General features: G+C 68.1%; 29 protein-coding genes. 13 read left to right on the top strand and 16 right to left on the bottom strand.

Annotated features, from left to right (window positions below; all coding sequences use genetic code 11):
• Positions 1-97 precede the first annotated feature (97 nt).
• Positions 98-2,518, bottom strand: coding sequence for an ATP-dependent helicase HrpB (gene hrpB / locus CYR75_RS07320; RefSeq protein ID WP_101499453.1), 2,421 nt, complete (start codon positions 2,516-2,518; stop codon positions 98-100).
• A gap of 183 nt (positions 2,519-2,701) precedes the next feature.
• On the opposite strand from hrpB, the gene CYR75_RS07315 reads away from it, so the two are divergent.
• The 4 genes from CYR75_RS07315 to CYR75_RS07300 all read left to right on the top strand — a co-directional run bounded on the left by CYR75_RS07315 (position 2,702) and on the right by CYR75_RS07300 (position 7,153).
• Positions 2,702-4,081, top strand: a complete 1,380-nt coding sequence (locus CYR75_RS07315; RefSeq protein WP_101499452.1) for a YcjX family GTP-binding protein — start codon at positions 2,702-2,704, stop codon at positions 4,079-4,081.
• Complete coding sequence (locus CYR75_RS07310; protein ID WP_101499451.1) at positions 4,078-5,175, top strand: YcjF family protein; 1,098 nt, start codon at positions 4,078-4,080, stop codon at positions 5,173-5,175. Before CYR75_RS07315 ends, CYR75_RS07310 begins: the two co-directional genes overlap by 4 nt.
• Positions 5,176-5,267: 92 nt before the next feature.
• The gene (locus tag CYR75_RS07305; RefSeq protein WP_101499450.1) at positions 5,268-6,392 is read left to right on the top strand and encodes a Ppx/GppA phosphatase family protein; all 1,125 of its coding nucleotides are present in this window, start codon (positions 5,268-5,270) and stop codon (positions 6,390-6,392) included.
• The gene (locus CYR75_RS07300; protein WP_101499449.1) at positions 6,389-7,153 is read left to right on the top strand and encodes an RlmE family RNA methyltransferase; all 765 of its coding nucleotides are present in this window, start codon (positions 6,389-6,391) and stop codon (positions 7,151-7,153) included. Before CYR75_RS07305 ends, CYR75_RS07300 begins: the two co-directional genes overlap by 4 nt.
• Here the strand turns inward: CYR75_RS07300 and miaA are convergent.
• On the bottom strand, positions 7,150-8,031 hold the full coding sequence (miaA, locus tag CYR75_RS07295; RefSeq protein ID WP_101499448.1) for a tRNA (adenosine(37)-N6)-dimethylallyltransferase MiaA: 882 nt from the start codon (positions 8,029-8,031) through the stop codon (positions 7,150-7,152). The genes CYR75_RS07300 and miaA overlap by 4 nt on opposite strands.
• Positions 8,032-8,107: 76 nt before the next feature.
• Between miaA and pyrH the strand changes: the two genes are divergently transcribed.
• Complete coding sequence (pyrH, locus tag CYR75_RS07290) at positions 8,108-8,875, top strand: UMP kinase (RefSeq protein ID WP_101499447.1); 768 nt, start codon at positions 8,108-8,110, stop codon at positions 8,873-8,875.
• Here the strand turns inward: pyrH and CYR75_RS07285 are convergent.
• Positions 8,832-10,202 (bottom strand): cytochrome P450, encoded by a 1,371-nt coding sequence (locus tag CYR75_RS07285; RefSeq protein WP_101499446.1) that lies wholly within the window; start codon positions 10,200-10,202, stop codon positions 8,832-8,834. The two genes, pyrH and CYR75_RS07285, sit on opposite strands and share 44 nt — an antisense overlap.
• Positions 10,199-11,347: a hypothetical protein gene (locus tag CYR75_RS07280; protein WP_101499445.1), complete on the bottom strand. Its 1,149-nt coding sequence runs from the start codon at positions 11,345-11,347 to the stop codon at positions 10,199-10,201. Before CYR75_RS07280 ends, CYR75_RS07285 begins: the two co-directional genes overlap by 4 nt.
• 317 nt (positions 11,348-11,664) lie before the next feature.
• Here CYR75_RS07280 and CYR75_RS07275 point away from each other — a divergent pair, with 317 nt between their 5' ends.
• From CYR75_RS07275 to gluQRS, 3 genes are all read left to right on the top strand, one after another.
• Complete coding sequence (locus CYR75_RS07275; RefSeq protein ID WP_101500928.1) at positions 11,665-12,123, top strand: Hsp20 family protein; 459 nt, start codon at positions 11,665-11,667, stop codon at positions 12,121-12,123.
• Between the two features lie 73 nt (positions 12,124-12,196).
• Positions 12,197-13,531 carry a methylenetetrahydrofolate--tRNA-(uracil(54)-C(5))-methyltransferase (FADH(2)-oxidizing) TrmFO gene (gene trmFO / locus CYR75_RS07270; RefSeq protein WP_101499444.1) on the top strand — a complete coding sequence of 445 codons (1,335 nt, stop codon included), beginning with the start codon at positions 12,197-12,199 and terminating at the stop codon, positions 13,529-13,531.
• Positions 13,513-14,376 carry a tRNA glutamyl-Q(34) synthetase GluQRS gene (gene gluQRS / locus CYR75_RS07265; protein ID WP_101499443.1) on the top strand — a complete coding sequence of 288 codons (864 nt, stop codon included), beginning with the start codon at positions 13,513-13,515 and terminating at the stop codon, positions 14,374-14,376. Before trmFO ends, gluQRS begins: the two co-directional genes overlap by 19 nt.
• Here gluQRS and CYR75_RS07260 read toward each other — a convergent pair.
• Both CYR75_RS07260 and hisI read right to left on the bottom strand, forming a co-directional pair.
• Positions 14,373-14,630 (bottom strand): hypothetical protein, encoded by a 258-nt coding sequence (locus tag CYR75_RS07260; RefSeq protein WP_101499442.1) that lies wholly within the window; start codon positions 14,628-14,630, stop codon positions 14,373-14,375. The genes gluQRS and CYR75_RS07260 overlap by 4 nt on opposite strands.
• A gap of 85 nt (positions 14,631-14,715) precedes the next feature.
• Positions 14,716-15,081: a phosphoribosyl-AMP cyclohydrolase gene (hisI, locus tag CYR75_RS07255; RefSeq protein WP_101499441.1), complete on the bottom strand. Its 366-nt coding sequence runs from the start codon at positions 15,079-15,081 to the stop codon at positions 14,716-14,718.
• 58 nt (positions 15,082-15,139) lie between these two features.
• Between hisI and CYR75_RS07250 the strand changes: the two genes are divergently transcribed.
• Positions 15,140-15,607: an iron-sulfur cluster assembly scaffold protein gene (locus CYR75_RS07250; protein WP_101499440.1), complete on the top strand. Its 468-nt coding sequence runs from the start codon at positions 15,140-15,142 to the stop codon at positions 15,605-15,607.
• A 77-nt stretch (positions 15,608-15,684) separates the two neighbouring features.
• Here CYR75_RS07250 and CYR75_RS07245 read toward each other — a convergent pair whose 3' ends face one another.
• Both CYR75_RS07245 and CYR75_RS07240 read right to left on the bottom strand, forming a co-directional pair.
• Entirely contained in the window at positions 15,685-16,329 is a 645-nt protein-coding gene (locus CYR75_RS07245; RefSeq protein WP_101499439.1) for a 50S ribosomal protein L25/general stress protein Ctc, read from the bottom strand.
• Between the two features lie 160 nt (positions 16,330-16,489).
• Positions 16,490-17,614 carry a TRAP transporter substrate-binding protein gene (locus CYR75_RS07240; protein WP_101499438.1) on the bottom strand — a complete coding sequence of 375 codons (1,125 nt, stop codon included), beginning with the start codon at positions 17,612-17,614 and terminating at the stop codon, positions 16,490-16,492.
• A 217-nt stretch (positions 17,615-17,831) separates the two neighbouring features.
• Between CYR75_RS07240 and CYR75_RS07235 the strand changes: the two genes are divergently transcribed.
• From CYR75_RS07235 to CYR75_RS07225, 3 genes are all read left to right on the top strand, one after another.
• Positions 17,832-18,704, top strand: a complete 873-nt coding sequence (locus tag CYR75_RS07235) for an ABC transporter permease (RefSeq protein WP_101499437.1) — start codon at positions 17,832-17,834, stop codon at positions 18,702-18,704.
• The gene (locus CYR75_RS07230) at positions 18,704-19,510 is read left to right on the top strand and encodes an ABC transporter permease (protein ID WP_101499436.1); all 807 of its coding nucleotides are present in this window, start codon (positions 18,704-18,706) and stop codon (positions 19,508-19,510) included. The genes CYR75_RS07235 and CYR75_RS07230 overlap by 1 nt, the downstream gene beginning before the upstream one ends.
• Positions 19,511-19,608: 98 nt before the next feature.
• Positions 19,609-20,703, top strand: a complete 1,095-nt coding sequence (locus tag CYR75_RS07225) for an ABC transporter ATP-binding protein (protein WP_101500927.1) — start codon at positions 19,609-19,611, stop codon at positions 20,701-20,703.
• Positions 20,704-20,880: 177 nt separating this feature from the next.
• On the opposite strand, the gene CYR75_RS07220 is transcribed toward CYR75_RS07225, so the two are convergent.
• Both CYR75_RS07220 and CYR75_RS07215 read right to left on the bottom strand, forming a co-directional pair.
• Positions 20,881-22,173: a homoserine dehydrogenase gene (locus tag CYR75_RS07220; RefSeq protein ID WP_101499435.1), complete on the bottom strand. Its 1,293-nt coding sequence runs from the start codon at positions 22,171-22,173 to the stop codon at positions 20,881-20,883.
• Between the two features lie 90 nt (positions 22,174-22,263).
• Positions 22,264-22,788, bottom strand: coding sequence for a hypothetical protein (locus CYR75_RS07215; RefSeq protein WP_101499434.1), 525 nt, complete (start codon positions 22,786-22,788; stop codon positions 22,264-22,266).
• Positions 22,789-22,884: 96 nt separating this feature from the next.
• Between CYR75_RS07215 and CYR75_RS07210 the strand changes: the two genes are divergently transcribed.
• A complete protein-coding gene (locus CYR75_RS07210) occupies positions 22,885-23,439 on the top strand; it encodes a DUF4174 domain-containing protein (RefSeq protein WP_225972891.1) in 555 nt (184 codons plus the stop codon).
• 160 nt (positions 23,440-23,599) lie between these two features.
• Here CYR75_RS07210 and CYR75_RS07205 read toward each other — a convergent pair whose 3' ends face one another.
• The 6 genes from CYR75_RS07205 to CYR75_RS07185 form a co-directional block, all read right to left on the bottom strand.
• The gene (locus CYR75_RS07205) at positions 23,600-24,169 is read right to left on the bottom strand and encodes a hypothetical protein (RefSeq protein ID WP_101499433.1); all 570 of its coding nucleotides are present in this window, start codon (positions 24,167-24,169) and stop codon (positions 23,600-23,602) included.
• Positions 24,170-24,298: 129 nt separating this feature from the next.
• Positions 24,299-24,523, bottom strand: a complete 225-nt coding sequence (locus tag CYR75_RS07200; RefSeq protein ID WP_101499432.1) for a YMGG-like glycine zipper-containing protein — start codon at positions 24,521-24,523, stop codon at positions 24,299-24,301.
• A 32-nt stretch (positions 24,524-24,555) separates the two neighbouring features.
• Positions 24,556-24,801, bottom strand: a complete 246-nt coding sequence (locus CYR75_RS07195; RefSeq protein WP_101499431.1) for a hypothetical protein — start codon at positions 24,799-24,801, stop codon at positions 24,556-24,558.
• A 175-nt stretch (positions 24,802-24,976) separates the two neighbouring features.
• Positions 24,977-25,387, bottom strand: a complete 411-nt coding sequence (locus CYR75_RS07190; protein ID WP_101499430.1) for a hypothetical protein — start codon at positions 25,385-25,387, stop codon at positions 24,977-24,979.
• A 70-nt stretch (positions 25,388-25,457) separates the two neighbouring features.
• Entirely contained in the window at positions 25,458-25,592 is a 135-nt protein-coding gene (locus tag CYR75_RS16630) for a YajG family lipoprotein (protein WP_264080913.1), read from the bottom strand.
• A gap of 179 nt (positions 25,593-25,771) precedes the next feature.
• On the bottom strand, positions 25,772-26,485 hold the full coding sequence (locus tag CYR75_RS07185; protein WP_101499429.1) for a DUF6497 family protein: 714 nt from the start codon (positions 26,483-26,485) through the stop codon (positions 25,772-25,774).
• Positions 26,486-26,551: the final 66 nt, after the last annotated feature.

The raw sequence follows: 26,551 nt of genomic DNA, 5'->3' as shown, positions 1-26,551 counted from the left end.
GAGCACTTTTATCTAATCCGGCGCGACCGTCGCCGGGACCGCCGATTCGGACCCTGCCCAACCGGCCAGACGCCCCACATATCACGGCAACCCGCCGTCACGTCCCGCGCGGCTTGGCGCGCAGGGTCGGGTCGGCCTGCGTCGGGTCCTCGGGCCAGGGGTGGCGCGGATAGCGGCCGCGCATGTCCTTGCGGACATCGGCATAGCCCGCGGCCCAGAAGCCCGGCAGATCGGTTGTCACCGCGACCGGCTTCTGGCCCGGCGACAGCAGGGTCAGCCGCAGGGGCTGGCCGCCGGCGTGGGGGTGTTCGGTGACGCCGAAGACCTCTTGCAGGCGCAGCTCGACCGAAGGCGTCTCGGCGCTGTAGTCGATGGGCACCCGACGCCCGAGCGGCGTGGTGAAATGCGATGGCGCCAGCCGGTTCAGCGCCTGCTGCCCCTCCCATCCCAGCAGGTTCAGCAGGGGCTGCGTCAGATCGAGCGCGCGCAGATCGCCCCGCGTCCGCAGCCCGTCCAGAAACGGCAGCAGCCAGTCCCCATCCGCCAGCAGCCCCGCGTCAGAGACATCCGGCGCGCCCTTTAGCAGCGCGATCCGCGCCCGCAGACGCGCAGCGGCAGCGGTCCAGAACAGCCCCTCGGCCCGGACCCCCTGCCACAGGGCCTGCGCCAGCAGCGCCGGGTCGGGATCGGGCAGCGGCCGGTCGGTCAGGGTCAGCGCGCCCAGCATCTCGCGCTGTCTTGCGATGACGCGACCGTCCCGCGCCGACCACTCGACCGCCTCGACGGTCTCGATCCGGTGGGCATAGGCGGTGCGGATCTCGTCGCCGGTGATGGGCAGGGCCAGACGGATGCGCGCCTCGGGGCCGTCGCCGTCCAGATCGCAGACCACCAGCCACGGCTCGCCCGCCATCGCGTCCCCGTCCGGCAGCGCCGCCCCGCGCCCGCCCGAGAGCAGATAGCGCGGCGCATCCCCCGGCCGGCGCATGGCGATACGGTCGGGATAGGCATGCGCCGCCATCGCGCCCGGCGACAGCGTCGCGGGACGGGCGGCGACAAGGCGCTGCAGCCGCTTGGCCTGACGGTTGATGCGGTCGAGCGCGCCGCGCGCGGGCTCGTGTCGCGCGGGCTGGGTCAGCGCGCGCAGCCGCAGCGTCAGGTCGCAACCCACCCCCCGCAGCGGATCGCGTTCTTCCAGCAGCGCCGCCAGCGGCGCGGCCTGCGCCCCCGCCTGTTGCAGCATATGGGCCAGACGCGGATGCAGCGGCAGGCGCGCCAGCTTGCGGCCGTGATCGGTGATGCGCTGATCGGCGCCCAAGGCGCCAAGCTGCTGCAGCAGCACGCGCGCCTCGGCCAGGGCCGGGGCGGGGGGCGGCGTCAGAAAGGCCAGATCGCTGCCGTCGCTGCCCCAATTCGCCAGATCCAGCGCCAGCCCGCTAAGGTCGGCCACGGCGATCTCGGGCGGGGCGAAGTCGGGCAGCATCCCGGCCTCGGCCCGCGACCACATGCGATAGCAGATGCCGGGGGCCACGCGACCGGCGCGGCCCTGGCGCTGTTCCGCCTCGGCCCGGCTGACGCGGGTAGTGACCAGCCGCGACATGCCGGTGCCGGGATCGAATCCCGCCCGCCGCGCGCGGCCGCAATCGACCACCACGCGCACCGCGGGAATGGTCAGCGAGGTCTCGGCGATCGAGGTCGCCAGCACGATCCGCCGCATGGATCCGGGAGGCGACAGGGCGGCGCGCTGCGCCTTGATCTCCATCGCCCCGTAAAGCGGCAGGATCTCGGCCGGCAGGTCGCCAAGCGCGGCGCGAACCCGGCGGATCTCGCCCTCGCCGGGCAGAAAGGCGAGGATGGTGCCGCCGGGCTGGTCGCGGGTCTCGGCCTCGGCCTGCGCGATCAGGCGCGCGGCCTCGGTCTCGAACCGTGCGGTGGCGGGCAGGGGGCGGGGCAGGTGGCGGGTCTCGACCGGAAAGGCGCGGCCCTGGCTTTCGATGATCGGCGCGTCGTCCAGCAGCGCCGCGACGGGACCGGCATCCAGCGTCGCCGACATGACCAGCACCGACAGGTCGGGCCGCAGCGCGCCCCGCGCCTCCCACAGCAGGGCAAGGCCCAGATCGCCGTTCAGGCTGCGCTCGTGGAACTCGTCAAAGACCACGCAGCCGATGCCGTCGAGCGATGGGTCGGATTGCAGCATCCGGGTCAGGATGCCCTCGGTCACCACCTCGATCCGCGCGCCGGGGACCGATTCGCCGCGCATCCGAAAGCCGACATCCTGCCCCGTCGCCTGGCCCAGATTGGCCGCCAGCCGCTCGGCCGCCGCCCGCGCCGCCAGCCGGCGCGGTTCCAGCATGACGATGCGGCCCTGGGTCTGATCCAGCAGCGCCAGCGGCACCCGCGTCGTCTTGCCCGCGCCGGGGGGTGCGACCAGCACCGCACGCCCCTCGCGCCGCAGCGCATTGCACAGTGCGGGCAGCACGGCGTCGATGGGCAGGGGCGGATCGGGCAGGGGCAGGCTCATGCGGCTCTTATCGCGCGGGCGGCTGCACCCTGCCAGCCGAAACCGCCCGGCTGCGGGCTTGCGGGGCAGCGCGGCGCCCGTCTATGAAACCTGCATACGGGGCCGCGGGTTGACCCGCCAAGGGCCGAAGGCAAGGTCCGATCTTCCGGCGATATCCGCCGGGGCAATGACAGGCGGGACAGGATGGGCATTACCGATTTCACCGAAGGCGTGCTGCGCGGCGTGGGTCTGGGCGAGCCGGTCATCCGGATCGGGGTCACCGGGCTGTCGCGGGCGGGCAAGACGGTGTTCATCACCTCGCTGGTCGCGAACCTGATGGATCGGGGCCGGATGGGGGCGCTGCGTGCCGCCGCCGATGGCTCGATCAAGGCGGCGTGGCTGCAACCCCAGCCTGACGACACCGTCCCGCGCTTTGAGCTTGAGCGGCACCTGGCGGCGCTGACCGGCCCGGACCCGCACTGGCCCGAGGGCACGCGCCAGATTTCCGAGCTGCGGCTGTCGCTGCGGGTGCAGCCGCGCGGGATGCTGCGCGGCCTGCGCGGGCCGCAGGTGGTGCATCTGGACATCGTTGATTACCCTGGCGAATGGCTGCTGGACCTGCGCCTGATGGAGCGCAGCTTCGACACCTGGTCGAAAGAGGTGCTCGAGCGCATGACCGGCCGCCCCGGCGCCGCCGCGTTCCAGTCGGCCCTGCAGGATCTGGACCTCAGCGCGCCGCTGGACGAAGCGACCGCCCGCAATCTGGCCGAGCTTTACACCGCGCATCTGCAGGAATCGCGCCTCGCCGGGCTGTCCGACCTGACGCCGGGGCGGTTCCTGCTGCCGGGCGAGATGGCGGGCTCGCCCGCGCTGACCTTTGCGCCGCTGCCGCCCGCGCCGCGCAAATCGCCGCTGCATCGCGAATTCGCCCGCCGGTATGAGGCCTATAAGTCCCGCATCGTGAAGCCGTTCTTCCGCGACCACTTCGCCCGCATCGACCGGCAGGTGGTGCTGATCGACGTGCTGGGCGCGATCCATGCCGGGCCGCAGGCGGTCAATGATCTGCGCCGGGCGATGGCCGACATCCTGTCGGCCTTCAACCCCGGCCGGACGGGCTGGCTGGCGCAGATGCTGGGTCTGCGACGGGTCGAGCGGATCCTGTTCGCCGCCACCAAGGCCGATCACCTGCACCACACGCAGCATCCGCGCCTGACCCGCATCGCCACCGCCCTGCTGCGCGAGGCCCGCGACCGCGCCGATTTTGCCGGCGCCCGGACCGAGGCGCTGGCCATCGCCTCGCTGCGGGCCACGACGGAAACGACCATCGAGCAGAACGGCAATGAGCTGCCGGCGGTGCGCGGGCGGCTGATGGATGGGCGGCTGGCGGCCTTTTATCCGGGCGAGCTGCCGGCCGATCCGGCGATGCTGCTGAACGCCGCCCAGCAGGGCCAGCAGGCGTGGCTGGACGGCGATTTTGAGGCGATGCAGTTCCGACCCGCCGCCGATACCGCCCGCGAGGGGCACGGCCCGCCGCATATCCGGCTGGACCGCGCCGCGGAATTCCTGATCGGAGACCGGCTGTGACAGACCCCGAACGCCCCCGCCCCATCCTGATCGAACTGGACGACGACCGCCCCGCGCCGCGCAAGCCGGAAAAGCCTCATGCGCGGTTCGAGGACGACGCCACCGGCCCCAGCCCCGCCGATGCCGAGCCGATCCATGACGGCCCCGCACCCCCGCCGCCACCGCGCACGATGCAGATGCTCGCCCGGCTGGCGGGGCGCGGGCCGTCGCCGCTGACGCGGTTCTTCCTGAACGCGGGCGCGGCGCTGCTGACCTTCCTGCTATCGGTTGCGGCGCTGAACTATATCGACGGGCTGATGTCGCGCTGGCCGCTTCTGGGCTGGGTCGGCGCGGTGCTGTTCGGCCTGTTCACGCTGGCGGTGCTGGCCATGGCGCTGCGCGAGATGCGGGCGTGGCGGCGCTTTGCCCAGATCGACGGCATCAACCGGGCGGCGGTTCAGGCGCTGGCGCAGCGCGATCTGGCCGAGGCCAAGGCGGTGGTCGCGCGGCTCGACACGCTCTATCAGGCGCGGCCCGAGGCGCAATGGGCGCGGGCCAATCTGGCCGAGGCCGCGGGCGACAGCTTCGACGCCGAATCGCTGTTGGTGCTGGCCGAGACGCAGCTGCTTGCCGCGCTCGATCAGGACGCGCGGCGCGAGATCGAGGCGGCAGCGCGGACCGTCGCCGCCGCCACCGCGCTGATCCCGCTGGCGCTGGTCGATGTGGCGGTGGCGCTGGCGGCCAATCTGCGGATGATCCGGCGCATGGCGGAAATCTATGGCGGGCGCGCCGGCGCGGTCGGCGGCTGGCGGCTGGCGCGCACGGTGATGACGCATCTGGTGGCGACCGGCGCGGTGGCGGCGGGCGACGATCTGATCCACACCGTCGCCGGCGGTGGGCTGCTGGCCAAGCTGTCGCGCCGCTTTGGCGAGGGCGTGGTCAACGGCGCGCTGACCGCCCGCGTGGGCATCGCCGCGATGGAGGTCTGCCGCCCGCTGCCCTTCATCGCCCAGCCCCGGCCGCGGGTCGCCAATCTGCTTTCGCGCGGGCTGGCGGGGCTGTTCGGCACCTCGGACATGCCCGAGGCCCCACCGCCCCAGCCCGGACCCCGCTGACGCCTCGTCACGCGATCGCGTTTCGCTGCACCCTTGAACCGGCGGCCACGCGCAGTTAGCTTGAGGTCAACTTGATATCGGAGGGCGTGAACATGGCGCCCAGGCGTCCCGCGGGTGCGGACGCGTTCCCGGCACAAAAGGTTGAGCCGTCAGGCACCCGCCAGCCCGATTCGGGGCCGCTCTATGCGGCACTGGATCTGGGAACAAACAGTTGCCGGATGCTGATTGCCCGCCCGACGGGGGGTCAGTTCCAGGTCGTGGACAGCTTTTCCAAGCCTGTCCAGTTGGGGCAGGGGCTGGAAGCCTCAGGCCGGTTGTCGCGTGCCTCGATGTCGCGCACCGTCCATGCCCTGCAGGTCTGCCGGCGCAAGCTGGAACAGCATCGCGTGACCAATATGCGCCTCGTCGCGACCGAGGCCTGCCGCCGCGCGCGCAACAGCCGCGATTTCCTGCGCATGATCCGGCGCGAGACCGGGCTGCCGATCGAGGTGATCGGCGCCGAGGAAGAGGCGCGGCTTGCTGTGATTTCCTGCGCGCCGCTGGTCAACCAGAAGACCGAACAATTGCTGGTCGTGGATATCGGCGGCGGCTCGACCGAGCTGGTCTGGATCGAGCTGTCGGACGTCGATCCGCATGAACGCTCGCGCGCGATCATGCGGCTGGGCGCGGATTTCGGCGCGGTCAGGACCGGCGGCGCGCGCGTGGTCGACTGGATCAGCGTGCCGCTGGGGGTCGCCACGCTGCGCGATCAGTTCGCCGACGTCACCGACGATCCCGGCTGTTTCGCGCTGATGAGCTGGTATTTCGAGGAACTGCTCGCCGATTTCGCGCCCTATGCCAAGGGCGCGCCGGATCACGGCTTTCAGATCATCGGCACCTCGGGGACGGTCACGACGGTCGCGGCCAGCCATCTGGGGCTGAAGCGCTATGACCGCACCCGCGTCGACGGGCTTACCATGACCACGGCCGAAATCGACGCCGTGATCCGCGATTATCTGGCCCTCGGCCCCGAAGGGCGGCGCAACGACCCCCGCATCGGCCGAGAGCGCCACGCCCTGATCATGTCCGGCGCGGCGATCCTGCAGACGCTGATGCGGATCTGGCCCACGCGCCGGCTGTCCGTGGCGGATCGTGGCCTGCGCGAGGGCTTGCTGTATTCTCAGATGGTGCGCGACGGCGCCATCACCGACGACGCGCTGAACGGGGTGACAGGATGACGAAGAAGCCGGGCGGCGGTGCCCAGGGTCCGCGAGAGCGGAAATCATCGGGGCGCGGGCAGCGCGATCTGCGGGTCCGGGTGAAATCCGCCAAGGGGCGGCGGCTGTCCAGCACGCTGTGGCTGGAACGGCAGTTGAACGACCCTTATGTGGCCCGCGCGCGGCGCGACGGCTATCGCGGTCGCGCGGCCTACAAGATCCTTGAACTGGACGACAAGTACAAATTTCTCGTGCCCGGTGCGCGGGTGGTCGATCTGGGCTGCGCGCCCGGCGGCTGGTGTCAGGTCGCGGTGCCGCGCATCAATTCGCTTGGCGAACGCGCCGACCGCAAGCAGGGCCGCATCATTGGCATCGACCTGCAAGAGGTCGATCCCATCGCCGGGGCCGAGATCCATCAGCTCGATTTCCTGGAAGAGGGCGCGGATGAACAGGTCAAGGCGTGGCTGGGGGGCGAGGCCGATGTGGTGATGTCGGACATGGCGGCCTCATCCTCGGGGCACAAGGGCACCGACCACATCCGCATCGTGGCGCTGGTCGAGGCGGCGGCGCAGCTGGCCTTCGACGTCCTTGCGCCGGGGGGCACCTTTGTCGCCAAAGTGCTGGCCGGGGGGGCCGAGCAGGGGCTGCAGGCGATGCTGAAGCAGAACTTCACCAAGGTCGCGAATGTGAAACCGCCCGCTTCACGTTCCGATTCGTCCGAGAAATTCGTCGTCGCCACCGGCTTTCGCGGCCGTCAGGACGACGCGCCGGACGCAGATTAGGCCGGACCGACGCGCAGCTTCTCCCACGGCTTCATCCGCGAGCGGAACCAGATCCGCTGCGCCTTGGCATATTGGCGCGTGGCGATGATGGCGCGGCTGCGCGCCGTCTCGGCGTCGAACTGGCCGCGCAGATAGGCGGCGATCTCGGGCGCGCCGATCGCACGCGCCCATTGCCCGGCCGCGTCCCAGTGCGGCAGCATGGCGCGCACCTCCTCGACCGCGCCGCCTGCCCACATCTGGTCGAAGCGCAGCGCAATGCGCTCCGCCAGCCAGTCGCGATCCGATTCCAGCACCACGCAATGCGCCTGTTCGAGCGGGATCAAGGGCGCGGGCGTGTCCGCCTGCCACGCAACCAGCCCCTTGCCGGTGGCGGTCAGAACCTCCCACGCGCGCTGAACGCGGGCGGGGTTCTGCAGATCGATCCGGGACCGCGTCTCGGCGTCAAGCCCGGCGATCATCCCGGCAAGCCCGCCCGCTTGCAGCATTGCATCACCCTGCTGCCGGACCTGCGCCGGCACGGGCGGGATCGGCGCAAGGCCGGTGGTCAGCGCGCTGAGATACAACCCGGTGCCGCCGACGACGATCAGCCGGCCCGGCAGCCGCGCCACCTGCCGCAGCCAGTCGCCGACGGAATAGCTCTCGTCCGGCGCGACATGGCCGTAAAGCGCATGCGGGGCCGCGCGCAGATCGTCCGCGTCCGGGCGCGCGGTCAGCACCTGCCAGCAGGACCAGATCTGCATCGCATCGGCATTGACGATGGTCCCGCCCTGCCGCAGCGCGATGTCCAGCGCCAGCGCCGATTTGCCCGAGGCGGTCGGCCCCGCGATCACCACATGGCGCTGCGGATCGAGGCGGTCGATGAGGTGCTGGCGCGCCATGCGGCTCTCCGGTTGAAACCCCGACCCTTTTGCGACATTTTGCGCCACAGGTGAACCGCTGGAAGGGCCAATTCCCATGACTGAAACCGAAGCCAGAACCCCGACCAGCTATGAACGCGTCATGCTGAAGATCTCGGGCGAGGCGCTGATGGGCGATCAGGGCTATGGCCTGCACCCGCCGACCATCGCGCGCATCGCCGACGAAGTCGATTCCGTCCACAGGATGGGGGTCGAGGTCTGCATGGTCATCGGCGGCGGCAATATCTTCCGCGGGCTGCAAGGCAGCGCCCAGGGGATGGAGCGGACGACCGCCGATTACATGGGGATGCTGGCGACGGTGATGAATGCGCTGGCCATGCAATCCGCGCTGGAGGCCAAGGGCATCCACACCCGCGTCATCACCGCGATCCGCATGGACGAAGTGGCCGAGCCATACATCCGCCGCCGCGCCGTGCGGCATCTGGAAAAGAAGCGCGTGATCATCTTTGCGGCGGGGACCGGCAACCCGTATTTCACCACCGACACAGCCGCCACCCTGCGCGCGTCCGAGATGAACTGCCAGGCGATCTTCAAGGGCACCAAGGTCGACGGCGTCTATGACAAGGACCCGATCCGCTATCCCGACGCCAAGCGCTATGACGAGGTCAGCTATGACGAGGCGCTGCAGAAGAATCTGGGCGTGATGGATGCCTCGGCGATCGCGCTGGCGCGGGACAACAAGCTGCCGATCATCGTGTTCTCGCTGGACGAACCGGGCGGCTTCCGCGGCATCCTGTCGGGGCAGGGCACCTATACCCGCGTCACCGATGGCGTGTCGCGTCATGGTCGCGAGGTGAAAGCCTGACCCTGATGCCGTCCTGTCCGCGCAGCGTCAGCCGCGCGACGGGGACGGGCGGGGGGTCGGCGGGCGTCAGCCGCCACTGGCGCAGGATCATCGACAGGATCAGCGGCCCCTCGACCATTGCAAAGCCAGCACCGGGACAGACGCGCGCGCCCGCCGAGAACGGGATATAGGCGCGCCGCGCGCAGTCGCGGCCATTCTCGGTTCCCCAGCGACCGGGATCGAACCCGTCGGGATTCTCCCACAGCCGTTCATGGCGATGCAGATGCCAGGGCGAGATGACGATCTGCGCGCCTTGCGGCACATCGCGGCCGCGGAAACGCTGCGGGCAGGCGGCCTCGCGCACCATCATCGGGACCGGCGGATAAAGCCGCAGCGCCTCGCGGAAGACGGCGCGGGAGTGGTTCAGCCGCGCCACGGCCGAGAAATCGGGGTTCGCGGGGTCCAGTTCGGCCTGCGCCTCTGCCGCCACTCGGTCCTGCCAGTCGCGATCGGCCGCCAGCAGCCACAGCGCCCAAGCCAGCGCCGAGGCGCTGGTTTCGTGCCCGGCAAGGAAAAAGATCGCCACCTGATCGACCATCTCGGCCGGCGTGAACCGTTCGCCGGTCAGCGGGTCGGGCGTGGTCATGATCCGCGTCGCCAGATCGGGCGGGGCGGTGCCCTTGGCGATGGCGTCGGCGCGGGCGTGGACAAGCTGCGCAATCAGGCTGCGGATATGGGCGGCGGTGCGCCTTGTCCGGCGCGAATGGGGGCGCGGCAGCCAGCCGGGCAGCGGGACGAGGGCCGCGAGGTTCACGATGGGCTGCGCGTCCTGATGGGCACGGAAGGCCGCGAACACCTGCGCGGCCGTCCGGTCCGCGATGGGCACCGAAAACAGCGTGCGAAAGATGACATCGGCGGCGGCCTGCGAGGTTTCGGGTTCCAGGTCGATCTCGCCCGGCGTCAGCCGTTCGGTCGCGGCAAGCGCGGCGGCGTGGATCTGGGGAAAGATCTCGCGCAGGCGGCCGCCCTCGAAGGCGGGGTCGATGATGCGGCGCTGCCGCTTCCACTCGGGCCCGTTGGTGACAAAGACCGAGCGCCCCAGAAGCGGCGCCAGCCCCTCGCGCAGGCGGTTCGATTTCGGGAAAGCTGCCGGGTTTTGCCGCAGCACCAGGGCCACCAGTTCGGGATCGTTGCACAGAAAGCTGTGGATCGGCCCGGCGCGATATTCCGCCATCCAGGCCCGGAACAGCCGGGGCGGCAGGGCGGACAGCAGGTCGCGGCGAAAGCCGCGCAGGTAATGCCAAAACCCTCTGCGACCGGGCGCGGCGACGGGCTTGGGCGGGATCATCCGTGCCGCCAGCGGTTGACCGGGCGCGCGATGCGACCGGGTGAGTGGCCACGATGGGCAAAGCGTTCACCAAGCCGCAGCGGCCCGGCGGTGATCTGGAAATAGTCGTAATCCCCCGGCCGGTCGAAGGCGCAGAGATACTGGAAATGCAGCCGGAACCAGCGACCGCGCAGGCTGCGCTGTTTTTCGGGCGACAGGGTCTGGCGGAATGCGGCCGAGACGACCTTGGGCCCGCCGCCACCGGCAGGCGTCGATCCCGACACCGCGACCGGATCGCAGAGCGCAAAGCAGCAGGCATCGCCGGGCGCGGTGACATCGACCCAGTCGGGGTCCGCCTGCGCCAGATCGTGCAGATCGGCCCGCAATTGCGCCGCGCCGGGCAGAAACGACGCCATTGGTACCACATGACCCAGCGTCAGCAGCGAGACGTGATCGCCCAGCCGGCCCTCTCGCGCCAGCCGCGCCAGCGCCGAGATCGCGACATAGGCGCCCGAAGAATGGCCGACCACCAGCACCTCGTCCCAGTCCTGCGGCGACAGCGCCCCGATGCGCTGCGCGAAACCGTCGATCCGCGCCGACAGCGCCTGCGGATAGGCGCCTCCCTGCAGCGCGGTGAAGGCGTAGTCATGCATCAGATAATAGGCAAAGATGCGCCCGTCGAGCCGCCGCCACCAGCGCAGCACCGCCCAGACGGTCAGCCCCGCCAGCGGCAGCCCCGCCCACCACGGCATCAGCCAGAGCAGCACCCCGCCGAGGGCCAGCGCGATAGCCGCCTGCGCCAGCAGCACCGCGATGGGATAAAGCGCCGCGATCACCGGCCCGCGCCGCAGCCGCATCAGACGCCACAGCGCGCCTGAGCCGATATAGGCCCAAGCCGTCTGCAGCAGTTGCAGATAGGTGGCCGGGATCGACTGCCCCATGCTGGCATTCACGATGTCGGACCAGACCAGCACCTCGAACTCGGCGTGGCTGTCGCCGATCCCTGCCGCCCAGCCAAAGCCGGTCGGATCGCGCCGCTCGCGCTGAAGAAGGGTATAGCCCGAGATTTCCGCCTGCGCCGCGCCCTCTCGCCGGTAAAGCTCGCGGTAGCGGCGCGGGGGCAGGGGGTCGTAGCCCGGCACATACAGCACCCGCCGACGCATCATCCGGCCCGCGAAGCGGGGCAGGCGTGGATCTGCCGCACAAGGTCGGTCAGACCGGAAATTAGGGAAGCGGTTCTTGGCATAGATCCGTGATAAGTCCTTCGCCTGCCTCTGGCCAGCGGGATCGGCGCCCACGCTGCCTCATCCCCCGCGCTAGCACAGCCCCGGTTAAGAAACCGTCTATCGCACCGCCTCGCACGGCTCTTGACAGGGCGAAACCGGGTTCCCAGATCAGACCCGAGGCGCCGCAAGGGCCTTGACACCACCGCCGCCCGGTACACGGGGGCATGACATGACATCGCTTGGAAAGGATGTATGAAATGCGTCACTTTGATCGCGCACCGCTTTATCGCGCCTCGGTCGGTTTCGACCGCATGGCCGATCTGATGGACCGCGTGCTGTCGGCCGACAGCGCCACCCAGTCCTACCCGCCCTACAACATCGAAAAGACCGGCGACGACAGCTATCGGATCACGATTGCCGTCGCGGGATTTTGCTCGGATGACCTCTCGGTCGAGATGCGTGACGGGGCCGTGATCGTCACCGCGCGCAAGCCCGCCGAGGAAGGCGAGCGCAGCTTCCTGCATCGTGGCATCGCGACCCGCGCCTTCGAGCGCCGCTTTGCGCTGGCCGAGCATATCCGCGTCACCGGTGCCTCGCATCAGGACGGGATGCTTCATATCGACCTGATCCGCGAGCTGCCCGAGGCGCTGAAGCCGCGCCGGATCGAGATCGAGGCCGCCCAGACGCCCGCCCGCGTCGGCAAGCTCGATTCGTGATGGCAAACCGGGCGCGGGGGTCCCCCTGCGCCCGACCCTTGCGCCTTTGCCTGACAAGGATTAGCCCCGGCGCATGGAACCTGTTCACATCATCGGTGCCGGTCTTGCCGGATCAGAGGCCGCCTGGCAGCTTTCGCGCGCCGGCGTGCCGGTCGTGCTGCACGAGATGCGGCCCCTTGTCGCCACCTTCGCCCATAAAAGCGGCGATTTCGCCGAGATGGTGTGTTCGAACTCGTTTCGCTCGGATGACGACCAGAATAATGCCGTCGGCCAGCTGCATTGGGAAATGCGGCAGGCGGACGGGCTGATCATGCAGATGGCCGACCGCCACAAGCTGCCCGCGGGCGGCGCGCTGGCCGTCGACCGCGAGGCCTTTGCCGCCGACGTGACCGCCGCGCTGACCGCGCAGGAGCTGATCCGCGTCGTGCCGGGCGAGATCACCGAGCTGCCCGCCGATGGGCGCTGGATCATCGCCACCGGGCCGCTGACCTCGGCCGCGCTGGGGCAGGCGATTCAGGGCGAGACGGGGTCGGACGCGCTGGCCTTCTTTGACGCCATTGCGCCCATCGTCCACGCCGACACCATCGACATGAGCATCGCCTGGCGCCAGTCGCGTTACGACAAGGGCGAGACCGAGGCCGAGCGCACCGCCTATATCAACTGCCCGATGACCCGTGACCAGTACGAGGCTTTCATCGACGCGCTGCTCGAGGCGGAAAAGACCGAGTTTCGCGAGGGCGAGACCGCCGGCTATTTCGACGGCTGCCTGCCGATCGAGGTCATGGCCGAACGCGGGCGCGAAACGCTGCGTCACGGCCCGATGAAGCCGGTCGGTCTGACCAATCCCCATGATCCGGCGCAGAAACCCTATGCGGTGGTCCAGCTTCGCCGCGATAATGCCTTGGGGACGCTGTATAATCTCGTCGGCTTCCAGACCAAGATGAAATACGGCGCGCAGACCCGCGTCTTTCGCATGATCCCCGGCCTGCAAGAGGCGAGCTTTGCCCGGCTGGGCGGGATTCATCGCAACACCTTCCTGAACTCGCCACGGCTGCTGGATGGCCAGATGCGCCTGCGCTCGAAACCGCATCTGCGCTTTGCCGGGCAGATCACCGGGGTCGAGGGCTATGTCGAAAGCGCCGCGATGGGGCTGCTGGCGGCGCGGCTGGCGATTGCCGAGGCGCGGGGGGCGCACCTTGAACCGCCGCCGGGGACGACGGCGATGGGGGCGCTGGTCCACCACATCACCGGCGGGGCCGAGGCGCGCAGTTTCCAGCCCATGAACGTGAATTTCGGGCTGTTCCCGCCGGTCGAGGCCAAGGGCGGACGGCGCGGGCGCAAGGCGCGCTACCCGGCCTATACCGACCGCGCCAAGCAGGATTTCAGCGCATGGCTGGCGGCGCAGTAACCGACGCCACCATCCGCACCCGCTTCGCGCCCTCGCCTACCGGGCTTTTGCATCTGGGGCACGCCTATGCGGCGCTTTTTGCCGCGCAGGCCGCGTCACCGGGCGCGTTCCTGCTGCGGATCGAGGATATCGACCGCGAGAGATGCAGCGCCGAGTTTGAAAGGGCGATCTATGACGATCTGCACTGGCTGGGCCTCGACTGGCCGCAGCCGGTCATGCGGCAGTCCGACCGGCTGGACGCTTATGCGGCGGCGCTCGACCGGCTGACGGGGATGGGCGTCACCTATCCCTGCAGTTGCACGCGGGGCGATATTCGCGCGGCGCTGTCGGCTCCGCAGGAAGGCGCGCCGATCCTCGGGCCCGACGGGCTGGTCTATCCCGGCAGCTGTCGCGGGCGCCCGGTGCGCGGCCTGACGGGCGATGAGGCGATCCGGCTGGACGCTTCCGCCGCCTTTGACCTGCTGGGGGTTGAGCGGCTGAGCCTGCATGATAGCCGGCCGCAGCATCTGTCCCGCGCGGCGTTTCTGTCGGGCATCGGCGATGTGGTGCTGGCGCGGCGGGGGATGGGGACGTCCTATCATCTGTCGGTCGTGGTCGACGACGCGGCGCAGGAGATCACGCTGGTCACGCGCGGGCAGGATCTGGCCGAGGCGAGCTGGATCCACGTTCTGCTGCAGGCGCTGCTGGACCTGCCGCAGCCCCGCTACCGCCACCACCGGCTGATCCGAGACGAGGATGGCAAGCGTCTGGCCAAGCGCGACAACGCCAGATCTCTGCGCGCGCTGCGCGAGGCGGGCGTCACCCCGGCGGAGGTTCGTCAGATGCTGCAGCCCATCGGCACCTAGCGTCGCAGCAATTCGGCCAGCAGGCGGTTCGTCTCCAGCGTGTTGCGATAGATGCCGAAGGCCACGAACATGACGCCCGCGACGATCACGACATAAAGCGCGCCGAAGAGCATCGCCATCAGCCCCATGAAGAATCCACCCTCGGGCGTGTTCGAAAGCATCATGAACAGCCCGGCCCCGCCGACGGCGATCAGCGCCACGACGACGAACACGGTGATGAGCTTTTCGGCCCAGACAATGAAGAAATCCTGCAATTTTCGATCCCGTTCCCTTGGCGGCGCACGGCCGCATGAGTTGACGGGGCGATCACAGCACGCAGAGATTAATATTCCAACAAGATCAGGCGGTGGTCGGCATCGGCGCCATGATTTCGACCTCGTCCCCGTCGCGCAGGGCAGTATAGAAGCAGGACCGCCGGTTGGTGTGGCAGGCCGGGCCGGTCTGGTCGATCAGCAGCAGCAGGCAATCTCGGTCGCAATCGAGCCGCATCTCGCGCAGGTTCTGGACGTGACCGGACGTCTCGCCCTTGACCCACAACGCCTGCCGCGAGCGCGACCAATAGGTGACGCGGCCGCTGTCCAGTGTGCGCACCACCGCCTCGGCGTTCATCCAGGCCAGCATCAGCACCTCGCCGGTCTCGGCGTCCTGGGCGATGGCCGGGATCAGCCCGTTGACGTCATAGCGCAGCGTCGCGGGATCGAACATCGGCTTTCCTTTCGCTTGTCGGATCCCTATCTAGACCGAGAACGACGCGGGGGAAACCATGGCCGACGCTGACATGATGCAGCTCTACTCCAAGCGGATCCTGGCGCTTGCTGCCGATATTCCGCATCTGGGGCCGCTGCCCGACGCGCAGGGAAGCGCGATGAAACGCTCGCCGCAATGCGGCTCGACGGTGACGGCGCATGTGCGGCTGAAGGAGGGGCGGATCGCCGGGTTCGGACAAGAGGTGCGGGCCTGCGCGCTGGGGCAGGCCTCGGCCGGGGTGCTGGGGCAGGCGGTGCTGGGTGCGAGCCGCGAGGATCTCGCCCGCGCGACCGAGCAGCTGGAAAAGATGCTGCGCGAGGAAGGGCCCGTCCCCGACGCACCTTTCGCCGGACTTGAGGCGCTGATCCCGGCGCGGGATTATCCCAATCGCCATGCCTCGATCCTGCTGGCCTGGCAGGCGGCGGTCGATGCCATCGACGCCTGCGCCGAGGCGGCTGACGGGGCGCGGGACGCGCGCGGCTGATCCGGCACCCGGCGAAAGCCATTCCCCAATGAAAAAGGGCGGTGCCAGGCACCGCCCTGTTCGTTTCTGCCGGAAGATCAGGCTTCCGGGGCTTCGGCTTCCGCCTCGACCTCGGGGGCTTCGGCTTCTTCGGCGCCCTCTTCGGACAGCAGCGCCGACGGCGCCGCGAGGTTCGCGATCACGAAGTTCCGGTCGGTCACCGGAACCGCGCCCTCGGGCAGGGTCACGTCGCTGATGTGGATGGTCTCGCCGATCTGGCGGCCCTCCAGATCGACCACGATGCTTTCCGGGATATCGCCCGCGGTCACCATCAGTTCGACCTCGGGACGGACCGTCACCAGCGTGCCGCCGCGCTTCAGCGCCGGGCATTTGTCCTGGTTGATGAAATCGACCTGAATGAACAGGTTGATCTTGGACGTGCGGCGCAGGCGCATGAAGTCGATATGCGTCGGCAGATCCTTCACGACATCCTTCTGAACGCCGCGGCAGATGACGCGGACGTCTTCCTGCCCTTCGACCTTCAGGTTCCACAGCGTGGACAGGAACCGACCGGCGCGCAGCTTGGTCAGCAACTGGTTGAAGTCGAACTGGATTGCGACCGGGTCCTTGTGGTCGCCATAAACGATTCCGGGCACCTTGCCGTTACGGCGAGCTTGACGGGCGGCCCCCTTGCCTGTCCCCGTGCGTGCCTCGGCCACCAGATCTGGGATCTCTTTGGCCATGATGTGTTCCTTTCACGATTGGCGGCCTCCTCCAAGGGTGAGGCCGAAGCCGCGCGCATAGCAGCATCGGTGCGGTTTGAAAAGGGGGAACGGGCCGGGCAGGCCCACAGCAAAACGGGGCGCCCGAAGGCGCCCCGCAACCGTCACGACAGGCCGCGGCTTACAGCTTGCCGGCGCGCTGCTGGATCATCATGAAGGTGTCATAGGTGTATTCCGCGGTCTGGTTGTACAGATACCAGTCATTGCGGAACGACTTGATCGAGGCCCACATCTTCTGCCAGTGCGGGTTGGTCTCGTCCAGCTCGGCATAGATCTCGTTCGCGGCGTCGAACGAGGCCTGCATCACATCCTCGGGGAAGGGCATCAGCTTGGCGCCGCCGGCCACGACCTCTTTCAGCGCGGGCGGGTTCAGCCAGTCATATTCATGCAGCATGTTGCCGTTCACCGCCTGACAGGCGGTTTTCAGCAGCGACTGATACTGCGGCGGCAGGCTTTCGAACTTTTCCTTGTTGAACATGAAGTGGACCGCCGGCCCGCCTTCCCACCAACCGGGATAGTAGTAATAGGGCGCGACCTGCGCGAGCCCCAGCTTCTGGTCGTCATAGGGGCCGACGAACTCGGCCGCGTCGATGGTGCCCTTTTCCAGCGCCGGATAGACGTCGCCGCCCGCCAACTGCTGCGGAACCACGCCCAGCTTTTCCAGCACCTTGCCGGCAAATCCGCCGACCCGGAACTTGAGGCCTTTCAGATCCTCGACCGATTTGATTTCCTTGCGATACCAGCCGCCCATCTGGACGCCGGTATTGCCGCCGGGGAAGGCGTGGATGTTGTACTGGTCGAGAAATTCGTTGAACATCTCGTTGCCGCCGCCGTGATACAGCCAAGCGTTCTGCGCCCGCGCCGACAGGCTGAACGGCACCGTCGAGCCAAGCGCCCAGGCCGGGTCCTTGCCCCAATAGTAGTAGCCGACGGAATGCGCCGCTTCGACCGTGCCGTCGCTGACCGCATCGGCGGCCTGCAGCGCGGGGACGATCTCGCCCGGGGCGAAGGGCTGGATGACGAAATTGCCCTCGGACGCTTCGCTGACCATGGTGGCCAGGTCGCCCGCCGCCCCGAACAGGTTGTCGAGCGAGGGCGGGAAGGACGAGGTCATGCGCCAGTTGATCTTGGGGCTGCTCTGCGCCAGTGCGGGCGCGGCAAGCGTCGAGGCAGCCGCCGCGGACGCGCCGCCGATGGTTGCGCGGGACAGGAAGCGCCGGCGGTCGAGTGTTGATTTCGTTGTCATGTTTCCTCCACAGCAGGGGCATCCTTGCTGGCCCCGATTGCCCGACACTCAAGCATGCACGCAGCGATCTGTCGAGATGAAAGGCGCCCACCTGCCCTGAAAGCCAAGGCAGGCGACCGCCCCGCCATGATCGGGCAAAGCGGCTTTTCAAATCCACCGATCCGATTATAGAGTTGCCCGAAAGGCTTGGTCCGCAAGTCTGCCACAGGGAGAGACGATGTCAGCACCCCGCATCGATACCGAGGCGCGTCAGGGTCTGACGATGGTCTCGCCGCCGCTGATCTATGCCGTGCTGGTGCTGGCCGCACCGCTGGCGACGATTCTGGCCTATTCGTTCTTCCGCGACGGCTATCTGGAGGTGATTCACGAATTCACCTTCGAGAATTACCGCGCGGTGCTGAGCGATCCGGTCTTTCACAAGATCCTGCTGCGCTCGCTGTGGGTGGCCCTGGCGGTGACGGCGGCGACGGTGCTGCTGGCCTTTCCGGTGGCCTATTTCCTGTCCTTCGTCGTGCCGCCGGAACGCAAGGCGCTGTGGATCTTTCTGATCACCATCCCGTTCTGGACCTCCTATCTGATCCGGGTGTTCCTGTGGAAGGTGATCCTGGGCCATAACGGCGTCATCAACGCCACCCTGACCGGGATCGGCGTCATCGACGAGCCGCTGTCGTTCCTGCTCTTCAACGTGCAGGCGATGGTCATCACGCTGGCCCATGCCTATGCGCCCTTTGCGATCCTGCCGATCTATGTGGCGCTGGAAAAGATCGACCGCTCGCTGCTGGAAGCGGGGCGGGATCTGGGCGAATCGCGGATGATGACCTTTTGGCGGGTGACGCTGCCGCTGGCCATGCCGGGGGTGATCGCGGCCTCGCTGATCGTGTTCATCCCGACCATCGGCGACTATGTCACGCCGGAACTCATCGGCGGCGGCAAGATCCCGATGATCGCCAATATGGTGCAAAAACAGATGCTTGCGCTGGACAACCGGCCGCTTGGTTCGGCGGTCGCGGTGACGGCGATGCTGATCGTGGCGATCCTCAGCGTCCTGTTCCTGCTGCTCAACCGCCGCTTTCTCAGGGTGAGGTCGTGATGAGGGGCAACGGGCTGCGCATCTATTCGCTGATCTACCTGCTGTTTCTGTATGCGCCGATCGCGCTGCTGCCGGTGTTTGCCTTCAACTCTGGCACGATCATCGCCTTTCCGCTGAAGGGGTTCACCACCGACTGGTTCGCGCAGATGTGGGCCAACCCGACGCTGCGCCGCGCCTTCTTCAACTCGCTGACCATCGCGGTCAGTTCGGCGGTGCTGGCGACGGCCTTGGGGGTGTTCGCCGCGCGGGCCTCGACGCGCTACAACTTTCCGGCCAAGACCGGCATCATGGGGCTGATCATGCTGCCGCTGGTGCTGCCCGAGATCATTGTGGCCATGTCGCTGCTGGTCGTGCTGCTGGCCATCGGGGTCGAGCTGTCGGTCCTGACCGTGATCGTGGGCCACACGCTGATCTGCCTGCCTTACGCGATTGCGATCCTGACCACCGCCTTCAACAGCCTCGACAAATCGCTGGAAGAGGCCGCGCAGGATCTGGGCGAGACGCGGTTCAGCGCGTTTCGGCTGGTGATCCTGCCGCTGGTCATGCCGGGCATCATCTCGGCCCTGTTGATGAGCTTCACCATCTCGCTGGATGAATTCATCATCGCGTTCTTCCTCGCCGGGAACGAGCCGACGCTGCCGACCTATATTTTCAGCCAGCTGCGCTTTCCCAAGGCGATCCCGGTCATCATGGCGCTGGGGACGGTGCTGGTGCTGATGTCGATCCTGCTGCTGACCGCAGCCGAATATTTCCGCCGCCGCGGCGCGGCACGGACCGGCCGGCAAGGCCATGGGGGTTTCCTGTGAACGATTCCAACCGCATCCCGACCACCGCCGCGCCGGTCCGCTCGCCGCGCAAGGCGAAATCGGCCACGCGCTATGCGGAGTTGCAGGCGGCGAGACCGATGATCGAATGCCGCGACCTGCACAAATATTATGGCGACTATCACGCCCTGCGCGGCATCGACCTGACCATCCGCGAGGGTGAGTTCTTCTCGCTTCTCGGGCCGTCGGGCTGTGGCAAGACGACGCTGCTGCGCACAATCGCGGGGTTCGAGGGGATCTCGTCCGGGGTCGTGCTGATCGACGACAAGGACATGGCGCGGGTGCCGGCGAACAAGCGCCCGACCAACATGGTGTTCCAGTCCTACGCCATCTTTCCGCATCTGAGCGTGGCTGAGAACGTCGCCTTCGGCCTGCGCCGCGACCCGCGCCCGCGCGCCGAAAAGGACGCCGCCGTCGAAGAGGCGCTGAAGATGGTCGGGCTGACCGGCTATGGCAAGCGCCGTGCCCATGCGCTGTCGGGCGGACAGCGGCAGCGTGTGGCCCTGGCGCGGGCGCTGATCCTTAAGCCCAAGGTGCTGCTGCTGGACGAGCCGCTTTCGGCGCTGGACCGCAAGATGCGCGAGCAGATGCAGGTCGAGCTGATCAAGCTGCAGCGTCAGGTCGGCATCACCTTCGTTCTGGTCACTCACGATCAGGAAGAGGCGCTGGTCATGTCTGACCGCATCGCGGTAATGTTCGAAGGCCAGATCGCGCAGCTTGACGAGCCGGAGTCGCTGTATTCCCGCCCCGTCGACCGGCGCGTCGCGGATTTCATCGGGGTGATGAACTTCCTGCCCGCGACGATCCTGTCCGAAGGCGAGGGCGTGATCCATGTCGATGTCGAAGGTCTGGGCGAGATCGAGATCCCCGAAAGCCGCGTCGCCCGCCATGACGAGCCGGGCGCCCCGCCGATGATCGGCTTCCGCCCCGAGGCGGTCAGCATCTTCCCAGAAGGCCAGCCCCAGACCGCGCCGCGGCAGAATGGCGGGGTCATCGACGAGGTCGTCTATTACGGCGACATGACCTATTACGACGTCCGCATCGACGAAGAGGACGGCACCAAATCCGAGCCGGTGCGGATCTCGATGCGCAACGTCTTTGGCCGCGACATCCCCGATGTCGGCACCCGCGCCAGCATCGGCTGGTCCCCGGCGAGCCTGATCCTGTTCAGGTAGGGGGGCAGGCAGCAAGCCGCTCACGTCGCACCGGGACGCGGCGCAGGCGCGTCAGCCGCAGCCAAGGGATCAGCCGGGCAAGCTGTCAGGCCGGGCGCTTGGCCGCGAAGGAACTGTTCGGCCGCGTAGAAAGGCCGGCACGGCACGTCGGCTGGCGCACCAAAGCAGCGCGCGCGCCTAGCTCTGCACCTCTTCGATCCGCAGCTCCACCGGCTCGGCGGCGATGACGCCGGTGCGGGGCAATTCGGCGATGGCGTGGTCGATGGCCTCGGGCGTGGTCTTGTGGGTGACGATCAGCACCGGCGCGGTGCCGCCCTGATGGTCGTATTGCCGCATCCGGTGGATCGAGATCCCCGCATCGCCCAGCACCGCCGCCACCTTGGCCAAGGCGCCCGGCTTGTCGAGCAGCGCGAGGCGCAGGTAATAGGCCGCCGGAACCGCCGTGCGGGCAGGCTGCGCGCGGGTCAGCGAGCCTGCGGGCTGGCCGAAGACCGGGACACGGACCTTGCGCGCCAGTTCCACGATGTCGGACATGACCGCGCTGGCCGTCGGCCCCTCGCCCGCGCCGGCCCCGCGCAGGACCAGTTGGCCGACGCTGTCGGCCTCGATCACCACCATGTTGGTGCCGCCCTGCAACTGCCCAAGGGGGCTGTCGGCGGGCACCAGGCAGGGCGACATGCGCTGTTCCAGCCCGCGCGCCGTCATCTGTGCGACCCCCAGCAGCTTGATCCGATAGCCCATATCGGCGGCGCGGTGGATGTCGTCGATGCTGATCCGCTCGATCCCCTCGATCTCGACCCCGTCAAAGGCGACGCGGGTGCCGAAGGCGATCGAGGACAGGATCGCCAGCTTGTGCGCCGCGTCGATCCCGCCCACGTCCAGCTGCGGATCGGCCTCGAGATAACCCAGCCGCCGGGCCTCGTCGAAGACGGTCTCGTAAGGCAGACCGGCGCTTTCCATCCGGGTCAGGATGTAATTGCAGGTGCCGTTCATCACCCCCATGATGCGGCTGATCCGGTTCCCGGCCAGCGATTCCGTCATCGTCTTGATGACCGGGATGCCGCCCGCGACGGCGGCCTCGAAGCGGATGACGCGGCCCTGTTCCTCGGCCAGTTCGGCCAGCTCTTGCCCGTGCATCGCCAGCAGCGCCTTGTTGGCGGTGACGACGTCCTTGCCGGTTTTCAGCGCCAGTTCGACCGCCTCGCGCGCGACGCCGTGATCGCCGCCGATCAGCTCGACAAAGACATCGACATCGTCGCGGGCGGCCAGTTCCAGCGGGTCATCGACCCAGGCATAGCCCGAGACATCCGCATCGCGGTTCTTGCGCCGGTCGCGGGCGCTGACGGCCGAGATGACGATCTCGCATCCGCAGCGGGCTGACAGCAGCTCGGCGTGCTTCTGGATGATCTTCACGACACCGATCCCGACGGTGCCAAGCCCGGCAATGCCAAGCCGAATGGGGGCGGACATGAAAGCCTCTTGCATGAATTGGGCGCTGCTTAGCGCGGCGGGGCGGGCGTTGCAACGCGGCAGCGCGGGCGGGGCGGGGACGGCTTAGGCTCATTCGACCGCGCCCGAGGCGCCCAGCCACTCGCCCTCGATGCCGGTGGCGCGCATGATCTCGATGATGCGGGCGGCGGTGGCCAGCGTCAGGTCGTGGATCGCGTCCAGATCGGGGACGGACAGATCGTCGGGATAGACCTCGCCGCGGGTGTTCAGGAACGAGGGATGCCAGTAGTCCTTGCGCGGGCTGACCTTCCACGAGGCATGGCACAGCAGGTTGCGGCTGTGCCGGATGCGGCGCAGATCGGCGGCGAGCTCTTTGCGGTCGGCGATCCTGGCACGCCCCGCCTGGGCCAGAAACTGGTCGATCAGCGTGCCCATGGTGTCGTCGCCGATCTCTTCCATCCGTTGCAGGAATGCCGCAAGCGCGCGGTCGTCGGGCTTTTTCCCCAGCCCTTCGAGCGACAGCGAAAAGATCGCCCGCTTCAGCGCCTCTTCCAGAAAGCCGAAGCCCGACACCGCATGGCCGAGCGCGGCGGCGAAATCAGTGGGCAGGCGGTTATTGGCGCGCGGCATCGTCATGCGTTATTGCTAGCGCAGCCTCCGCGGCTTGTCTGCCGAGAATTTGCACCCAAAGCGGCGGGAACGAGGGGTGCCATTCCGCAACTTCGACCCTATATGTTGTGCCAGAACGAGGTGGCGATGAAACATGTGCTGATGATGTTGGCGGCGGCGATGATGCTGGGCGCGATGGGTCCGGGCCGCGACGACGCGCCCCCGCGGCGGGTCAATCCGCCAAGCGCGGCCGAGGTCGATGCCATGCAGACCCCCCGCGCGCCCGAGGTCCGCAGCGATCAGACGCTGATCACGCTCGACATCCTGAACGCCGCCGAGGTCGCGCCCGAGGATTTCATGTGGCAGGCCCGCCCGGTCGTGGTCTTTGCCGATACCGACGCCGATCCCGCCTTCGTCCGCCAGTTGCAAGAGCTGCGCGACCGGCCGGCGGCGCTGGTGCAGCGCGATGTCGTCGTCATCACCGACACCGATCCGGCGGACCCGAGCATCTGGCGGCGCAGCCTGCATCCGCGCGGCTTTTCGCTGGTGATCATGGACAAGGATGGGCAGGTCAAGCAGCGCAAGCCCCAACCGTGGAGCGTGCGCGAGATCTCTCGCGCGATCGACAAGTTCCCGCTGCGCCTGCAGGAGATCGGCCGGGCCGGGCTGCTGCGCTGATCGCGTGCGGTCGCGATTGAAAAACCGCAACGGATTCGCTATGTTACTGACAGGGACCGAATGCAGGAGGTTTCCATGTCCGCCAATTACGCCCCCAAGCCGATCCGTGTCCGCACCGGCCCGCGTCCGGGCTATTGATCGCTAGCGGCGCCGCGCGGGGTTAGCGCGGCATCTGCCAGGTCGCCGGACGCCCGGTGCCGTCCATATTGGCGAGGATTGCCTTGATCGCGCTGGCCCCCAACTCGGCCGCGCCCAACTTCATCGAGATATAGTCGCGATACATCGCCCCGGCGCGAACCGGGCCGATGCGTTCGACGTCAAGCGCCCGCAGATCGGCGATCATCGCGCTGATCGCGTTCAGCTGGCTGTAATACAGCACCACCGGATCGACGGTGTCGCGGGGCAGGACGTGGATGTCCGAGACGATGGCGCGAAAGATCGCGTCGTTATGCTCGGTCGGGATGATGGGAAAAAATCCCTCCTCCATCTCGATCCGCTCGGCCATGGCGGCGCCGTAATTGGCGATGTCGTCGCGGTCCAGCACCGCCAGATAGGCGCGGATCTCGGCAAACAGCGCGCGTTGCACGTCGCGCACCCGCTCGGCCCGGTTCTTGCGGTCGCGGCGGCGGTTCTGCCAGGCCACCACCCACCAGCCAGCCGCCAGAAAGCTGCCCGCGATGACCGCCGACTGCGCCTGCGGCGACAAGAGATGATCCAGCGGCGGTGTCATGGTCCCTTTCGCGAACGTGCGTTATTTCCGCCAATCTCTAGCACAGCCGAGAGACAGGGCAAGAAAGCGAAACGAAAACGCCCGGCACATCGCTGCGCCGGGCGTTTGATCTGTCATGTCGCGAAAGCCTTACTGGCAGACGCCCACATCGTTGCACAGCGCGCCGGCGGCGGCGCCGATGGCGGCGCCTTTATAGACGTCGCTCTCTCTCTTGCCGGCGACATGCGCGATGGTCGCGCCGGCGGCGGCGCCGATGGCGGCACGGTCGACATCGGTCGGGTTGATGTTCTGCGTGCATCCCGCGGCGGCAAGCGCCAGGGTCAGCGCAAGGGCGGAAAGCCTGAAAGTGGTCATGTGATTCACCTGTTCTGGGTTAGGGGGTCGGATCAGCGTTGCTGACAGACGCCGACGTCATCGCACAGCGCGCCGGCCGCCGCGCCGAGCATCGCGCCCGTCGCAACCCGTTCGTCCAATGCCTTGGCAGCCACCGCGCCCGCGCCCGCGCCGATCAGCGCACGCTGCGCGTCGGGCGACAGCCCCGCGCCGGTGCCATAGGGGTCGGTCGCACAGGCCGAGACGGCTGCAATTGCCGCAAACGCAGCGACGAGGCGGAGACTGGTTTTGATCTGCATTTTGGTACACTGCCTTTATGAAAAACGCCCTTTCCGGGCCTATTTGCTTGACGGCCTGACCTTGCCATAGCTGTCCGGGAACGAAAACTGACAAGCGCGTGAAACCCGCTCGACCGGCAGCAAGCTGCCCAAAATGCAACGGCTCCGGACGCGCCACCGATGAAGCGCCGCGTTTTCAGTCCTCTTCGTCGTCATCCTCATCGTCCCAGCCATCCGCGTCGGGATCGTCCTCTGCGTCGTCGTGCCGGGCGAAAAGCTCGGGGAAGTTGGCCTCGGCGCGCTTCAGGTCAAGGCGGAAAAGCTGCTCATACGAGGTCGGGTCCAGCTTGCCCACCGGCACGACCTCGCGCCCCAGCAGCCAGGACAGCCGCCCGGCGTCCAGGTTCCCCCGCTCGAACTCGTCCTCGCCGAAATGCGCGATCAGCGCGGCCAGAAAGCCCGCATCCGCGCGCCTGTCGGCCGGGCTGCGGTCGCGATAGCGTTCGCGCGCAACCAGCTTGGTCGCGCCGCTCGCATTGGCGCGGCGGATGGTGAACTGGTAATCGGTCGAGGGCAGGCGGGACGGAAAGCCGCGATGTTTCTGCATGTCTGGCGTCGGTCCTGTCATGGCCGGGGGCCGCGCGGGACGGGCAGGCCCGCCCGCACGGCGGTTCGGATCAGTTGGCGCCGTATTTGCCCTGATACACCGGCTCGACCGAGACGGCGGGGCTGGTGGTGATCACTTCGGGCTGGCGGGGCTGGCAAGCGGCCAGAACGCCAAGGGCGATCATCGCAAGCGCTAGTTTCTTCATATCGTCTGCTCCTGTGCGCGGGGCTTTCACGCCCCTTGTTGTCTGTCGCGGCGCAGAATGCGCGCGGACGCCGAAATCCTACAAGATCGCGCCCGAGTCACAACGGGGCGGCGATGGGCGCCGGCGGGCAGCCGCCGATCTGTGGCAGGCTTGCATCATCGCGGGGGTCGGGCAGGGCGTCAGTAGGGCTCCCACACACATTCGTCGCGGTCCGGGGGCAGGGTAAACGCCTCGAACAGTTGCACCGCGTTCAGCGTCATCTCGCCCGCGACGGTGGGGCGGTCGGACAGCGAGATGATGATCTCGCGCGGGCGTGGCCCCAGCTTGGACAGGCGCGGCAGGACGAAGTTCTCGCACAGCCAGACGATGTCGTCATGCATCGGGTCGCGCAGCAGGCTTTCGGGCATCGGCGGCAGGATCTCGCCCTGCCACGCCTCTTGATCCGCGATCACCGCTTCAAGCGCAAGATACTGGTCCGCCGCCGCCTCTGCCCCCGGCTCCGAGGTGACGGGCGGCAGGTCGAGTTCCTCGAGCGAGATGAAGATATCGTCGCCGTCGATGGCCGCGCCCGGCTGCGCACCCGCCATGTCCGACAGCGCGGCCATGTCGTCATCCGTCAGCGGCTCGTCGAAGCTGCCCAGATCGTCCTGCGGATATTCGCCCGCCATCGGCACCAGATCGGCCAGATCCGGCGCGACGAAGCGAAAGCGATAGGCCAGCCCGCTGAGGCCGGGCAGTCCGTGGATCGTTTCCAGCCAATAGACCGGCTGACCCGAGGGCACCGGCAGCAGCGGTTGCGTCACATCCTCGGCCAGCACGGGGCAGGCGAGCGTCAGAAGGGCGATCTGACAGGCAGCGCGCAGGATGCGGGGCAGGGGAAGCGGAACGGGCATAAGCCGATTGTGGCCGATTGCGCGGCCAGTTTCACCGCCCGACGCTGCGGCACAGGGGTTTTTTCG

The sequence above is a fragment of the Paracoccus jeotgali genome (assembly GCF_002865605.1).
GTDB classification, from domain to species: domain Bacteria; phylum Pseudomonadota; class Alphaproteobacteria; order Rhodobacterales; family Rhodobacteraceae; genus Paracoccus; species Paracoccus jeotgali.
This window is presented reverse-complemented; position numbering and strand designations above follow the sequence as displayed.